Here is a 13,250-nt window from a genome sequence, read left to right on the forward strand (position 1 = left end):
CTTTTCATGCGGATGCTGTCGCTTGATCCCATTCCGTTCTTGACCCGGGCCGAAGCGTTTTCCGTTTGTTGGCGGCCCCATGCCACAGATCGTCGTCCGGAATCTGCAAAAGGTCTTCCACATCGCCGAGCGTACGGCGGGCATGCGGGGGGCTGTTCGCGGTCTGGTGGCGCGGCGGCACCGGGAGGTGCGTGCCCTTGACGGTGTGTCGTTCGATCTGCAACCGGGAGAACTGGTCGGCTACATCGGCCCCAACGGCGCGGGGAAATCCACCACGGTGAAAATCATGTCGGGCATCCTCGTCCCCGATGGCGGCGAATGCCTCGTGCGCGGCCGCGTGCCGTGGCGGGAACGGCGCCGCCACGTCGCGGAGATCGGCGTGGTCTTCGGCCAGCGCACCCAGTTGTGGTGGGATTTGCCGGTGATCGAGTCGTTTGAATTGCTGCGCGACATCTATCGCGTGCCGCCGGATCGCTACGCCTCCGCGCGCGACGAACTGGTGGCCCTGCTTTCGCTGGAGACGTTGCTCGATGTGCCGGTGCGCCAGCTCTCGCTCGGGCAACGCATGCGCTGCGACTTGGCGGCGGCGTTGCTGCACGCGCCGCCGATCCTGTTTCTCGACGAACCGACGATCGGGCTCGACGCTCCCTCGAAACTCGCCGTGCGCGATTTTGTGCGCCGGCTGAACCGCGAGCGCGGCGTGACCGTCATCCTGACGACCCACGACATGGACGACATCGAGGCGCTCTGCACCCGCGTGATGGTCATCGCGGACGGGCGGCTGCTCAGCGACGGTTCGCTCGCCGACCTGCGGCGCCGGTTCGGGCGCGAGCGCTGGCTGACCCTCGACCTGGCGGACGAGCCCAACGGCAGGCCGGGCGGTGGCGATCCGGAGCCGGCGGCGGCGCTGCTGGCGGAGCCGCACACGCGGGTGGTGCGCCACGACGGCGGGCGGATCTGTCTGGCGTTTGATCCGGAAACCGTGCCGCCCGGCGACCTGATCGCACGCATCACGGCGCGCCATGCCGTGCGCGATCTGTTCGTGGAAAACCCGCCCATCGAGGAAATCGTGGCGCGGATTTATGCGGGCGGCGCGCGCGGCGACACCGGCAGCAGCGACCACGGCAGGGAAGGCCGCACAGGATGAAGCCGCTGCTCGCCATCGTGAGGACGCGCTTCCTGCTGTTGCTGCACTACCGGGCGGCGGCGCTGGCGGGGCTGGTCACGCAACTGTTTTTCGGGCTGCTGGTGGTGGCGGTGATGCGGGCATTTTACGCATCGGCAAAAGACGCGCCGCCCCTCGATTTCGCGCAGGTCGTCACCTACACGTGGCTCGGGCAGGCGTTTTTTACGTTGTTGCCGTGGCGGGTGGACCCGGACGTGAAGGCGCTCGTCGCTTCGGGCGGCCTCGCGACCGAGCTGTTGCGCCCGGTCGACCTGTATGCGGGCTGGTTTGCGCGCGCGGTGGCGCTGAAGACGGCGCCTGTCGTGCTGCGGGCGATACCGATGTTCGTGGTGGCCCTGCTGTTGCTCGGCATGCAGCCGCCGGCATCGGTCGGGGCGGCCGGATTGTGGATGCTGGCGATTGCCGGCGCCGTGGCGTTGTCGAGCGCGTTCACCGTGCTGATGAACCTTTCGATGCTGTGGACGCTGAGCGCGGACGGCATCCAGTTCCTGATGCCGGTGGCGGTGATTTTTCTCTCGGGCCAGCTCGTGCCGCTGCCGCTCTTGCCGGACTGGCTGCAACCGGCGCTGGCGGCGCTGCCGTTTCGCGGGCTGATCGACACGCCGCATCGCGTGTGGCTTGGCGACCTCGCGGGTGGCTCGGCGTGGGCGGCGCTGGCGCATCAGTGGATATGGATTGTCGTGCTGGTGCTGACGGGCCGCGGCCTGCTGGCCGCGGGGATGCGGCGGGTCGTCATCCAGGGAGGCTGAACTCAATGCAACGGGGAGAACGACCACGATGAACGGCTGGAAACTTTACTGGCGCTACGCGGGCATTTCGTGGCGCGGACAATTGCAATACCGGGCGTCGTTTGCGATGCAACTGGCGGGCACGACGCTGATGCCGGTCGTGGAATTTCTGGCGATCCGGGCGCTGTTCGCGCGCTTCAGCGGGCTGGGCGGCTGGTCGCTGGCGGAGATCGCGGTGTTCTACGGGACGGTCAACGTGGCGTGGGCGCTGGCGGAGGGCGCGGGGCGGGGTTTTGACGATTTCGGGAGTCTGGTGAAAAGCGGGGAATTCGACCGCGTTCTCGTGCGTCCGCGCTCGACGATCCTGCAGGTGCTGGGGCGCGAGTTCACCTTGCGCCGGCTCGGTCGCATCGCGCAAGGGCTGGCGGTGCTCGGGTGGGGGTGGCTGGCGCTCGGCCTCGGCTGGCAACCGGAAAAAATCGTGCTGCTGCTGGCGGCGATGGCGGGCGGCGTGGCGTTGTTCCTCGGATTGCTGATCGTGCAGGCGACGCTGGCCTTCTGGACGGTCGAGTCGCTGGAGGTGATGAACGTGCTGACCTACGGCGGCGTAGCGGCGGCGCAGTATCCGCTGGCGATTTATCCGGGGTGGCTGCGGCGGTTTTTCACGCTGGTGGTGCCGTTGGGCTGTGTGACGTACTTTCCGGTCGTCGGCGTGCTGTCGCGGGCCGATCCCCTCGGTTCGTCGCGCGCATGGCAATGGACGAGTCCGGCAGCCGGGTTTGTGTTTTTCGGACTGGCGCTGTTGGTCTGGCGACTCGGGTTGAGGCGATACGCGAGTACCGGAAGCTGAAAAATGCAGCCGGCAGGAAGCGAGCCGGGGCTTGTCCTTTGGAGAATGAAGGGTAATATTGGCGGTGTTATGAAAACCCTCCTCGTCCCCGTTGATTTCTCGGGTGCCACCCGCGCCCTGCTTGCCACCGTCGAAAAGCTCGCCACGCCCGGCGCCCGTGTGTTTTTCCTGCACAGCCTGACGCCGCCGATAGTGACGACCGATTACGGCGTGGGAGTCGAAATGCTCCACGAGACCATCGCCCTCGCAAGGAAGACCGCCGTCCGTCAGCTCGAGCATCTGGTCAAGACCGCGGAGGCGCGCGGTTTCAAGGCGGCGGCGATTCTCGAAAACGGCCCGGCCGCGCCCGCCATTGTGGAGACGGCCCGCAAGCGCAAGGTCGATGCGATCGTCCTCGGCGCGCATGGCCACACCGCGCTCTACAACCTGATCATCGGCAGCACCACCCAGGCGGTTCTGAAAAAAGCAACCTGCCCCGTCGTCGTGGTGCCTCCGGCCAGGACCAGGGCGGTCGCAAAGAAGAAAAAGTGAGCCGTACCAAAGCCAGATATTCGACCCGGCGGAGGCGTCTGCGGACGATCTCCGCGTTCCTGCTGGCGCTCGCGATTGTCGATGCGCTGATCGTGATCCTCGTCGGGTCCGGCGTGTTTCTGCTCCTGGATATTCTCAGGCCGTTGTGCATCGCCATCCTGGCCCTGCCGCTGATGACAGGGAAGGACTGGGCGCGCCGGGTGATGGTGGTGGTGGCGGCGATCAGCGGCGCGGGGTTGCTGCTGTCGTTTTCGTATTTTTTCTTTTCCACCAGTCTGCTCCGGCCGGAAGTGCAGGTCTTTTTGTACGGTTATCCCGCACTGGGCGGCGCCTACCTGGCGATTGCGATCTTCCTGGCGGTTTCCAATGGCGTGACGCGGGAGATATTGCGGGCGAACGGGTAGGGTGAGGTTTGAAGTTAGAAGTTTGAAGTTGGCAATTTGAAACTGGTAGTTGGTTTTTTGCTACGAAGTGCGGGCGCCATCACCAACTGGCGACTACCAACTTCAAATCACCAACTACCAACTTCAAACTACCAACTACAAACTGCCACTCCTCACGTCCGCCGGAGGGTGCGCACGGCGCGGCGGGCGTCGCGGAACACGCGGGTGGCCGGCTCGCGCCAGGTTTTTTTGTCGCCGTAACGCAATCGCAGCAGACGGCTGGCGACGCCTTTGGCGAACGGGCCGCGGGCATCCTGCAGGCGCAGCAACCAGCGGCTGGCTTCGCGCCGCACGGGATCGGCGCCGCGCAGTGAACGCAGCCACAGACCGATGCCGAGTTCACGCCACAGCCATATGATACCGACGGCGATGACAGCGCAGACGGCGATGATGCCGACCTGCCACCAGGTCCAGGGCTGACGGGCGCGCTCGAGGAGCGTGCGCAGGGTTTTTTCGATACGTTCGCGCCATTCGCGCGACATGGTCTCGATGATCTCCTTGCTGATGCGGATCATCTCGAGCTGCGAGGTCTGGTCGAAACTCACAATCCGCCGGTACCAGAAAACGCGCAGGCTGTCGGTTCGCGAAGCCCAGCCGGTTTCGGTTTCGAGAGAAAAATGATTCAAGGCGAGGGCGGTGTCGTCGGAATCGGCCGGCGGGAGGATGCTGGAGCCGGGCGTGGGATCGACACGCAGCCAGGTGTCCTTCTCGTCAAAGATCTCGCACCAGGCGTGGGCGTCGGAATTGCGAATGCTGATGTGTCCGGAAGTCCTGTTCCAGGAGCCTCCCTTGAAGCCGGTGACAAGCCGGGCGGGGATGCCGGCGGCGCGGGCGAGCAGCACCATGGAGCCGGCGAACATCTCGCAGTGGCCGTTTTCCTTCGAGGTCATCCAGGTGACGAGAGGATCCGGCCAGAAGCGTCGGCGCTCGCCGCGTTCGCCACGTTCGCCGCGATCGATCGTGAATTGCATCGAGTAGCCGTGGCGCTGCTGGAGCCAGTTGCTGGCCCGCTGGATGAAGGCGGACACGTCACCATCGTCGGGCGGGCCGATTTCGACCACGGCGCCGTAGAGCTGCGCGAGGCTGGAACGGCTGAAAATGCGCAGCCGCAGGTAATCGGGCGGCGGGGGGGGGCGGCCGAGCATCTCATCGCTGTAGTTGCCGGGCATGTCCTCGTATTCGTCCGGATAAAAATCCTGCGGGGAATCGCCACGCCAGCCCCAGCCGCGGCGTCCGAGGCGTTCGGTGCTGTCGGGTTCGATGGGCCGGTCGGGGCTGGAGAGCTGTTTCCAGCGGGCGGCATAGGCGGCATCGCGCAGCCTGTTGTCCTCGACCATGCCGTCGACGCGCCAGGGGATCATGCGCTGGCTTTCCTGCGCGAGGGCATACATGCGCAGGACATCGCTTTTCCTCAGGGACTGTTCCTCGTTGAAGGTGAGCAGGAAAAAATCGCCGAGCATCGGGAGGTAGCGGCTGACGCCGGGCTCCATGTAAAAAGTCCAGGTGACGCGGCGCCGGGGGTCGAGACGCGGGGCGGCGCCGGTGTACTGTTGCATCTTGCCGGGCCAGGACCGCATCTCGGAATGCAGGCCTTCGGAGACGCTGAAACCGTCGCGGCTGTTGTACTGGTCGAGCGCGAGCATGCGCCAGTAAGGCATGGCGGGCACGGCGGACCGGTCCGAGACATCGACGCTGAGGGCCACGCTGCGATCTTCCTGGAGATTGACGACATCGCCGAACCGCACGTTTTCCGTAAAGCCGGTTTTGGATTTGGGGGGGATCAGCTTGTCGATGAACATCGAGCTGTTGATGTCGAAGCGCGGCAGCGTGAGGAACAGCACGGCGGAGAGGCCGACGACGGCGCAAAAGATCACGCCGGCGATCATCGTCGCCCGCCAGTTGTTGACCTGGAGCAGGCGCCGGGCGAGGTGGCTCCAGTTGACATGCACCCAGGCCGGAGGCACGCCGGAGCGGGCGGGCGGTTCCGGCATGACTTCGGTGATCGTCAGCACGAGCAGCAGGGCCAGCGTGCAGGCCATGAAGAGCAGGATCTGCACGGCAAACGCGAGGGAGACCGTGATGACGCCCGCGACGATGACGAGAAACAGGGCGAGGACGATGAGTTGCAGGTCTTCGCGCCGCCGCCGCAGGGTGACGCCCCGGTAGAGCAGCAGCATCAGGTCGAGCCGGATGAGCGCGGGCAGGTACTGGCGCGTGATGAACATGTCGCAGAGCAGGAACGCCACGACGAGCGGGAACACGAGCCGGTGGATCCACGCCGGCACCCAGGCGGCAAGCGCCGGCGTGAGCGTGGCCACGGGCACGGCGATCGAAATGATGCCGAGCAGGAGCGTGGCGCTCACATCCATGAACGACACCGTCCAGGCCGACAGCACGATGAGAATGCCGCCCAGGAGCCAGCGGACCTGGTGGAGCTCGTCGATGCTTAACTGGGGACGGCGGATCATGCGGGGAAATGACGAATTACAAATTTCAAATTACGAATTTCAGATACGGCGAAATACAGGGAAGGTGGTGGTGTGTGCAGAGGGGGAGAGGGGGGGCCTTGGCAATTCGTCATTCGTCATTTGCAATTCGTAATTGATTTCAACTACGCCGACGCCGCCTTGATGCCGTCGATGAAGGCGCCGACGCCGCGCGGACCTTCGGGCTGGAAGGTGAGGAGATTGCGCCGGCGGGAGGCGGCTTCCGAGCCGGCGGCGGCGGGCGGCACGGGTTCGACCACGGCGAGCTGGTCGAGGAAGAGTTCGAGATCGCGCAGCTTGCGGATGGGGCGGGGGGCCTCGTCGTTGACGGCGGCGGCGAGGAGGCGGCCGTTGCGGAAAAGGTCTTCGGCGAGCGTGGCGGCAAGGCTGACCAGCACCTCGAACTGGTCGGGCCGCGACCAGGTTTCGGCGGGCGTCTGCAACCAGAGGGTGACGCCCTCGCTGCCTTCGCTGGAGAACTGCTTGACCATCACGCCGCGCAGCCGGGCGGTGGCCTTCCAGTGGACGATCCGCTGGGAGTCGCCGGCGATGTACTTGCGCACGCCGACGACCTCGCCGCTCTGTCCGCTGTGGCGGCTGCGCTCGCCGGGCAGGGCGCGCCAGGCGCCGCCGATGGCGTGGCGGCGATAGTCGGCGGGAGCCGGCCACACGATGACTTCGCGCGACATGCCGCTGCCGATCGTCTTGTTCAGGAAGCCGAAGGGAAACAGCGAACCGATGCTGACGAGCTCGATGCGTTCCCGGCCGCGCCGGGTGGGGCGGAGTACCCATTCGAGCCGGAGCTGGGAGCGCGGATCGAGGCGCTGGCGAAGGACCAGCCGGGTGCGCGCGCCGGAGGGCTCGGCACGCAGGTCAAACGAGAGGCCGTAGGTGGCGATGTGGCGTTTCTCGTTGCGCATCTCCAGGCCCACCACCTGGTCCTGCCCGGCGCGCCAGGGCGTGGCGACCTGCAGGCGCCAGCCAAGCTGGCGGACGTTGAGCCAGGAGATGACGCCGTTGAGGACGAGGCACGAAATCATCAGCGAGAGGGTGATGAAGAGCGTGTTCTGGGCGGTGTTGTAGGCGGCCACACCGATGCCCGCGGCGGCGAGGAGCAGGAGGACGCCGGGGATCGTGGGGAGCAGGCGGTGACTGAGGCTTTTCGGAGGAAAGATCAGCGACCAGAGGTGCCGTCGCCAGCGTTGCGCGGGGTCGCGCCGGATAGCCAGTTTCACCCCCTGCCAGTCATCCTGTTCGCGCAGGGGCGTCACCGGCGCGACATGACCATGGGGCACGACCACGGAGGGCGGCGGTTCGTCGGCGCGGGCGGCGGCAGGAGAATCGGTGACGGTGGAAGGCACGGCGGGCGGGATCAGGAGGCTCAGGCCGTCATGCCGGTGTGGCGATGGCGCCGATGATGCGCTTGAGGACGTTGGTGATGGTGCGACGCTCCTCGAGCGCGTCGGAGCCGGGGCGCACGAGCGCGAGGCGGTGCGCCATCACGGGGATGGCCATCGCCTGCACATCCTCGGGGATGACGAAGTCGCGTCCGTGCAGGAGCGCGCGGGCCTGGGCGGCGTGTTTGAGGGCGAGCGTGCCGCGCACGGAGACGCCGGACTTGAACTCGGATTCGGTGCGCGTGGCGCTGATGATCTTGAGCACGTAGTCGAGCACGCTGTCCTCGATGAAAACATGGGTGGCGAGCGCCTGGAGTTGCAGGACGTCGGAGCGCGAGACGACGGCGTTGAGCGCGATGCTGTCGTAGGAGGTGCGGGGCGCGCGGAGGATCTCGAGTTCGTCGGCCGGGTTGGGATAACCCATGTGCAGCCGCACGAGAAAACGGTCCATCTGGCTTTCCGGCAACGGGAAGGTGCCTTCGTAATCGACGGGATTTTGCGTGGCGAACACCATGAACGGCGCGCCCACGGCATGCGTTTCGCCATCCACGGAAACCTTGCCGCGGTCCATCACTTCGAGGAGGGAGGACTGGGTTTTCGGGGTGGCGCGGTTGATTTCGTCGGCGAGGACGACGTTGGCGAAGACGGGGCCTTTCTTGAAGACGAATTCCTTCATCGTCTCGTCGTAGATGGCCACGCCGGTGACATCGCTCGGCAGCAGGTCACTGGTGAACTGGATGCGGGAGAACGCGCAGTCCATGGAGCGCGCGAGCGAGTAGGCGAGGGTGGTCTTGCCGACGCCGGGCATGTCCTCGATGAGCAGATGGCCGCCGGCCACGAGGCAGACGAGGGCCTGCTCGATCACGTCATCCTTGCCCTTGACCGTAAGGCGCATGTTGGCGCGCAACTGGTCCAGGACTTCCTTGGCGGCGCCGACTTCGGCTCCTGAGAAAAAATCGCTCATGTGCGGAAATGTGGTAGCGGTTTCCGCACCCGTCAAAGGGAAGCCTGCAACGATGCGGAAGATTTCATGGTGAAGGGTGCTTCCGGCGCCATTCCTTGCTCCTTTCCCGCACGTTGCGCAAGCTCGCCGGCATGCCCGTTTACCAGACCACGCTCACCGTCCGCACCCGCCACGCCGGCACGCACGAGATCACCGGCGAACTGGAACAGGAACTCGCCCGCAGCAGCCTCGCCCGCGGCCTCGCCACGGTGTTTTGCCAGCATACGAGCTGTTCGCTCGTCCTCATGGAAAACGCCGATCCCACCGCCCGCCACGACCTTGAAGGCTGGCTCGACCGCCTCGTGCCCGAAAACGACCCGCATTTCGGCCATACCGCCGAAGGCCCCGACGACATGCCGGGCCACATCAAGATGGCGCTGACCCGCACAGCCGAGACGATCCCGTTTGCCGACGGCCGCCTCCTGCTCGGCACCTGGCAGGGCCTCTACCTCTGGGAACACCGCCGCGCCCCGCACACGCGCCGGCTCGTGGTGACGCTCATCGGCGAGTGACAGGCGGATGTGGCGCGGGCGTCTCGCCCGCAACCACTCATTCTCATTCTCGTTCTCTTACTCCTTCTCCGGATCGCGCCCGCGTCGGGGGACGGCGCCGCTTCCTGCTGCCGTTGTCCTGCTCGCGTCGCCTGCCAATGCCGCCGGAAAACAACCTGCCGTTACTCGCTTTCATTGATTGAGAAACGGTCTCACCTGTGTGCATCTGCATTCGAGGTTCGCAAGTTAGGCCAACGTTTGTCATGTTGGCGACTTCCGTTTCCAATCATTCCCGCCTTCCGCATATGAGAACCGAAAAAGACTCCATGGGCCCCATGCAGGTCCCCGACGATGCCCTCTACGGCGCCTCCACCCAGCGCGCCGTGCTCAACTTCCCCGTGAGCGGACGCCCTCTGCCCGACGGGTTCATCCGCGGCATCGGCCTCGTGAAGCTCGCCTGTGCGCGCGCCAACGAGGAGCTCGGCCGCCTCTCGCCCGAAAAATCGAAACTCATCCAGGAGGCCGCGCGCGAGATCGCCGAGGGCAAGCTCAGCGTCCATTTCCCGGTCGACGTTTTCCAGACCGGCTCCGGCACCTCGACCAACATGAACGCCAACGAGGTGATTTCCAACCGCGCCAGCCAGCTCGCCGGCCAGCCCGTCGGCTCGAAAAAACCGATCCACCCCAACGACGACGTCAACCTCGGCCAGTCGTCCAACGACATCATCCCGACCGTCCTCCACGTCAGCGTCGCCCACGCCCTCCAGACGCACCTGCGCCCCGCCCTCGCGCACCTGCGCGATGCGCTCGACGCGAAAGCGAAAGCCTTCGCGCACATCGTCAAGATCGGCCGCACGCACCTGATGGACGCCACCCCGCTGACACTCGGCCAGGAATTTTCCGGCTACGCCGCGCAGGCCTCGAAATCCGTGGAGCGCGTGGACAAGGCCATCGTCGCCCTGCTCGAACTCGCCATCGGCGGCACCGCGGTCGGCACCGGCATCAACTGTCATCCGGCCTTTCCCGCGGCGGTGATCCGCGTGCTCAACGAGGAAACCGGCCTCGCCTTCATCGAGGCGCGCAACCACTTCGAGGCGCAGGGCGGGCGCGATGACGCCGTCGAGGTCGCGGGCCTGCTCGCGACCATCGCCGCCAGCCTCACCAAGATCGCCAACGACATCCGCCTCCTCGGCTCCGGCCCGCGCAGCGGCCTCGGCGAGTTAAAACTCCCCGCCACGCAACCCGGTTCCTCGATCATGCCGGGCAAGGTCAACCCGGTGATGAGCGAGATGCTCGTGCAGGCGGCGATCTACACGCAGGGCCTCTCGCAGGTGGTCGTCATCGCGGGGCGCGACGGCCATTTCGAACTCAACGTCACGATCCCGCTCATTGCGCAGGCGCTGCACGAGTCGATCCACATCCTCGGCAACGCCGCCCGCCAGTTTGCCGACGCCTGCGTCGCCGGGCTCGAGGCCGACGAAGCGCGCTGCAAGGAACTCGTGGACCGCTCGCTCATGCTCGTGACCGCGCTCAACCCGCACATCGGCTACGACAACGCCGCCGCCGTGGCCAAGGAAGCGCTCGCCACCGGCAAGACGCTCCGTGAAGTCGTCCTGGAAAAAGGCCTGCTCGACGCCGCCACGCTCGACGCCGCGCTGGAACCGATGTCGATGACGAAACCCGGCGAAAGCTCGCTGGCCGGCGGCGGCTGATACCGGTGTCTTTGCTGCGACTGATTTTACACAAAGATCACAAAGGGCGCAAAGAATTGTTTTTCAGGGACTTCGCGTTCTTTGCGAACTTTGTGTAAAAAATCCGGGAGTTTTGTGGTGATTGCATGAGACATCACGAAACACCCGGTGGAATGGCCGTCGGGTTGACAAAATCCGTCTGCGGCGATGCATTTGCAGGGCATGAAATTCACCGAGGCCAAAGCGTACTACATCGAGGCTTTGCGTCGGGATCCGGACACTCCACGGCCCGAGGCTCGGCTCATTCGAGGAGTTTCATGAATGGAAGGCGGAAATGCGCGCCCACGACGCCGCCCGGATCGAACTCGGTCTGGCCACGCCGATGGAAATCCAGACCGAAAACTCCGCGTTTCCGCCCGGTGAGCGATTCCGGAACGCGAGGATTATCCACTATGCCTGCTACTCCGGATTCCAGTTTTTGTTCTTTGCGGTGAATTTTGTCATGATAAGACGGATACCGTGTGTCGCATGACGAACTCCACGATCGGGCCGGGATTGCCGGGCAGGCCGTGCGGATGATGCAGGCCGCCGGGCTTGACGATTTCCTCATACGGCGAACCGGCGGCCCGCAGGGCGGCGGCGATGCGTAGCGCGTTTTCCGATACCGGGACGGTTTCATCGGCGTCGCCGATGACCTGAAGAACGGGAATGCGCGCGCGTGCGATGACGTCGATCCGGTCCACCGGATTACCGGAATACGCCCGCGCCTGCGCTTCGTCGGCGAAGCTGTAAATGGCGAGGCACTTTTGCCAGTCACCCGCGCTGCCGGGGCCGACGCCGAAACCGGCCGGCCAGCTTTTGAAATCGCAGACGGGATTGTCGGCGTAGATGCAGGCGACGCGTTCGGGGAAGGTGATGGCGTAGTTGTAAGCGAAGAGTCCGGCGCGGCTCAGCGCGATGAAGGCGAACCGGGGAGCGAGACGGAATCCGTCGGGAAGGGTGCTGTCGGTGAGAAAGCGATACGCCGCGTCGCCATGTGCGATCGCTTTCGGGCAGCCGTAGTGATCGACGACGTTGAGATAAACGAGGTGAAATCCGCGGGCGACGAGTTGCTCGTCCGCGTCGGCGAACGCATCAAAAAACTCCGGCCGCCAGGCCCACGGACGGCCGGGCAACGGCGTGCGCGGAGCGACGACCTTGAGAGCGCGGCCATCGACGATGCCCTCGCGTCCTTCGAAGCCCCGCCACTCAAAAGCCGTGTCCGGACCAAACAATGAATTGCTCATGACTCCAGGGAGATAACGCGGTTTTGTGTGACGCTGGCGTCGGTGAAACCCGACGATCCGTTGGACACGGCCGCGCAAAGGTGTGTAGGGATCCCCGCCTCGTTCATCAACAGGAACGGACGTTCCAGGCTGCCGATCTGTTCGCGGACGCCGCCCGCGCGCACGATTTCCTTTCGCCACGCGACCTGCGGAGTTCCCGGCCGCCAGCGACGGCCGTCGTCGGAGACCGCATGCACTCCGGCGCCCGGCTGGCCGGCGAGGGTGCCGCTCATGTCCTTGGCGACAGCGTGAAACACCTCGCCGTCGTGCCAGAAAAACGGATCCTCGACCTCGCCGAACTCATCGAACACGGGGCCGTCGCCGACGACACGGAAGGGGCTCGCCGGCGAGTCCGCCTCGGCCAGTCCGATGTGCATGTCGCTGTGAGAGCCGTTCGCCCGATACTCGCGCGACTTGAACAGCATCATCACGCGTCCGTCGGGCATGATCCACGGCGCAGGGTTGGAGGTCAGGAAACTGTAGAACGTCCCCGGTCTGGTCGGCAGCAGCGGTTGTTCGCTGCGATGCCACGGGCCTTCCAGTGAATCCGCCCAGGCCACGCCGACTCGTTTCGCGGCACGGGCGACGATGCACAACGGGTCGCGCGTGCCCGGCGTTTCTCCCGGTTTCGGTGGCGGCAGCGGCCAGGTGATGCCGGTGTAGAAGAGATAATAGCGTCCACCATGGAACCGGATGGTCGGATTGTGCGTGGCACGTCCGTCCCAGTACTCCGGACCGCGCGCGGGCAGGACGACTTCGGCGAAGGCGTAGGGACCTTCGGGATTGTCGGCGGTGGCCCGCATCACTTCGGAATGCGTCAGCCAGCCCGGATGCATCGGCAGCCACGCCGGCCAGCGCGAGGCAAACATGTGCCAGCGTCCCTCCGGTCCGCGGATGACGGACGGACACCAGAGCCAGTAGCCCTCCATGCGAAAGCCGTTGTCGTCGGCGATTTCTCCAAAATGGAACAGCGTGTTCATCGGATATTCCAAATACGGGTTTCTCTCCGTTTCAGTGCAACGGCGAATACCCTGGCGCTGCAGATGTCCGCCAACGTGCCGCGGCGACCGGGCGGCGACGTCTTTCCACCCGGGCCGGAAGAGTGATCTTCGCAGCGAT

14 protein-coding genes are annotated in these 13,250 nt (G+C 65.4%); 7 read left to right on the top strand and 7 right to left on the bottom strand.

All coding sequences use genetic code 11. From position 1 onward, the window contains the following. Positions 1 to 79: 79 nt before the first annotated feature. The 5 genes from OPIT5_15990 to OPIT5_16010 all read left to right on the top strand — a co-directional run bounded on the left by OPIT5_15990 (position 80) and on the right by OPIT5_16010 (position 3,699). Positions 80 to 1,147 carry an ABC transporter gene (locus OPIT5_15990; protein ID AHF91499.1) on the top strand — a complete coding sequence of 356 codons (1,068 nt, stop codon included), beginning with the start codon at positions 80 to 82 and terminating at the stop codon, positions 1,145 to 1,147. After that, positions 1,144 to 1,935 carry an ABC transporter permease gene (locus tag OPIT5_15995; protein ID AHF91500.1) on the top strand — a complete coding sequence of 264 codons (792 nt, stop codon included), beginning with the start codon at positions 1,144 to 1,146 and terminating at the stop codon, positions 1,933 to 1,935. Before OPIT5_15990 ends, OPIT5_15995 begins: the two co-directional genes overlap by 4 nt. Positions 1,936 to 1,963: 28 nt before the next feature. Beyond that, positions 1,964 to 2,764, top strand: a complete 801-nt coding sequence (locus tag OPIT5_16000) for a hypothetical protein (GenBank protein ID AHF91501.1) — start codon at positions 1,964 to 1,966, stop codon at positions 2,762 to 2,764. A 69-nt stretch (positions 2,765 to 2,833) separates the two neighbouring features. After that, positions 2,834 to 3,295 (top strand): universal stress protein UspA, encoded by a 462-nt coding sequence (locus OPIT5_16005; GenBank protein ID AHF91502.1) that lies wholly within the window; start codon positions 2,834 to 2,836, stop codon positions 3,293 to 3,295. Beyond that, a complete protein-coding gene (locus OPIT5_16010) occupies positions 3,292 to 3,699 on the top strand; it encodes a hypothetical protein (GenBank protein AHF91503.1) in 408 nt (135 codons plus the stop codon). The genes OPIT5_16005 and OPIT5_16010 overlap by 4 nt, the downstream gene beginning before the upstream one ends. Positions 3,700 to 3,851: 152 nt before the next feature. Here the strand turns inward: OPIT5_16010 and OPIT5_16015 are convergent, their stop codons facing one another. From OPIT5_16015 to OPIT5_16025, 3 genes are all read right to left on the bottom strand, one after another. After that, the gene (locus OPIT5_16015; protein ID AHF91504.1) at positions 3,852 to 6,206 is read right to left on the bottom strand and encodes a transglutaminase; all 2,355 of its coding nucleotides are present in this window, start codon (positions 6,204 to 6,206) and stop codon (positions 3,852 to 3,854) included. A gap of 143 nt (positions 6,207 to 6,349) precedes the next feature. After that, complete coding sequence (locus tag OPIT5_16020) at positions 6,350 to 7,585, bottom strand: hypothetical protein (GenBank protein ID AHF91505.1); 1,236 nt, start codon at positions 7,583 to 7,585, stop codon at positions 6,350 to 6,352. A gap of 28 nt (positions 7,586 to 7,613) precedes the next feature. Then, positions 7,614 to 8,585, bottom strand: a complete 972-nt coding sequence (locus tag OPIT5_16025) for a magnesium chelatase (GenBank protein ID AHF91506.1) — start codon at positions 8,583 to 8,585, stop codon at positions 7,614 to 7,616. 131 nt (positions 8,586 to 8,716) lie between these two features. On the opposite strand from OPIT5_16025, the gene OPIT5_16030 reads away from it, so the two are divergent. Further along, positions 8,717 to 9,136, top strand: coding sequence for a hypothetical protein (locus OPIT5_16030; protein ID AHF91507.1), 420 nt, complete (start codon positions 8,717 to 8,719; stop codon positions 9,134 to 9,136). 284 nt (positions 9,137 to 9,420) lie between these two features. Further along, entirely contained in the window at positions 9,421 to 10,827 is a 1,407-nt protein-coding gene (locus OPIT5_16035) for a fumarate hydratase (GenBank protein ID AHF91508.1), read from the top strand. Between the two features lie 26 nt (positions 10,828 to 10,853). Here OPIT5_16035 and OPIT5_16040 read toward each other — a convergent pair whose 3' ends face one another. The 4 genes from OPIT5_16040 to OPIT5_16055 form a co-directional block, all read right to left on the bottom strand. Further along, positions 10,854 to 11,030, bottom strand: coding sequence for a hypothetical protein (locus OPIT5_16040; GenBank protein ID AHF94439.1), 177 nt, complete (start codon positions 11,028 to 11,030; stop codon positions 10,854 to 10,856). A 77-nt stretch (positions 11,031 to 11,107) separates the two neighbouring features. Further along, entirely contained in the window at positions 11,108 to 11,257 is a 150-nt protein-coding gene (locus OPIT5_16045) for a hypothetical protein (protein AHF94440.1), read from the bottom strand. A 49-nt stretch (positions 11,258 to 11,306) separates the two neighbouring features. Next, positions 11,307 to 12,170 carry a hypothetical protein gene (locus OPIT5_16050; GenBank protein AHF91509.1) on the bottom strand — a complete coding sequence of 288 codons (864 nt, stop codon included), beginning with the start codon at positions 12,168 to 12,170 and terminating at the stop codon, positions 11,307 to 11,309. Beyond that, positions 12,089 to 13,111, bottom strand: a complete 1,023-nt coding sequence (locus OPIT5_16055; GenBank protein AHF91510.1) for a glycosyl hydrolase family 43 — start codon at positions 13,109 to 13,111, stop codon at positions 12,089 to 12,091. Before OPIT5_16055 ends, OPIT5_16050 begins: the two co-directional genes overlap by 82 nt. Between the last annotated feature and the right edge of the window lie 139 nt (positions 13,112 to 13,250).

The sequence above is a fragment of the Opitutaceae bacterium TAV5 genome (assembly GCA_000242935.3).
Taxonomy (GTDB): domain Bacteria; phylum Verrucomicrobiota; class Verrucomicrobiia; order Opitutales; family Opitutaceae; genus Geminisphaera.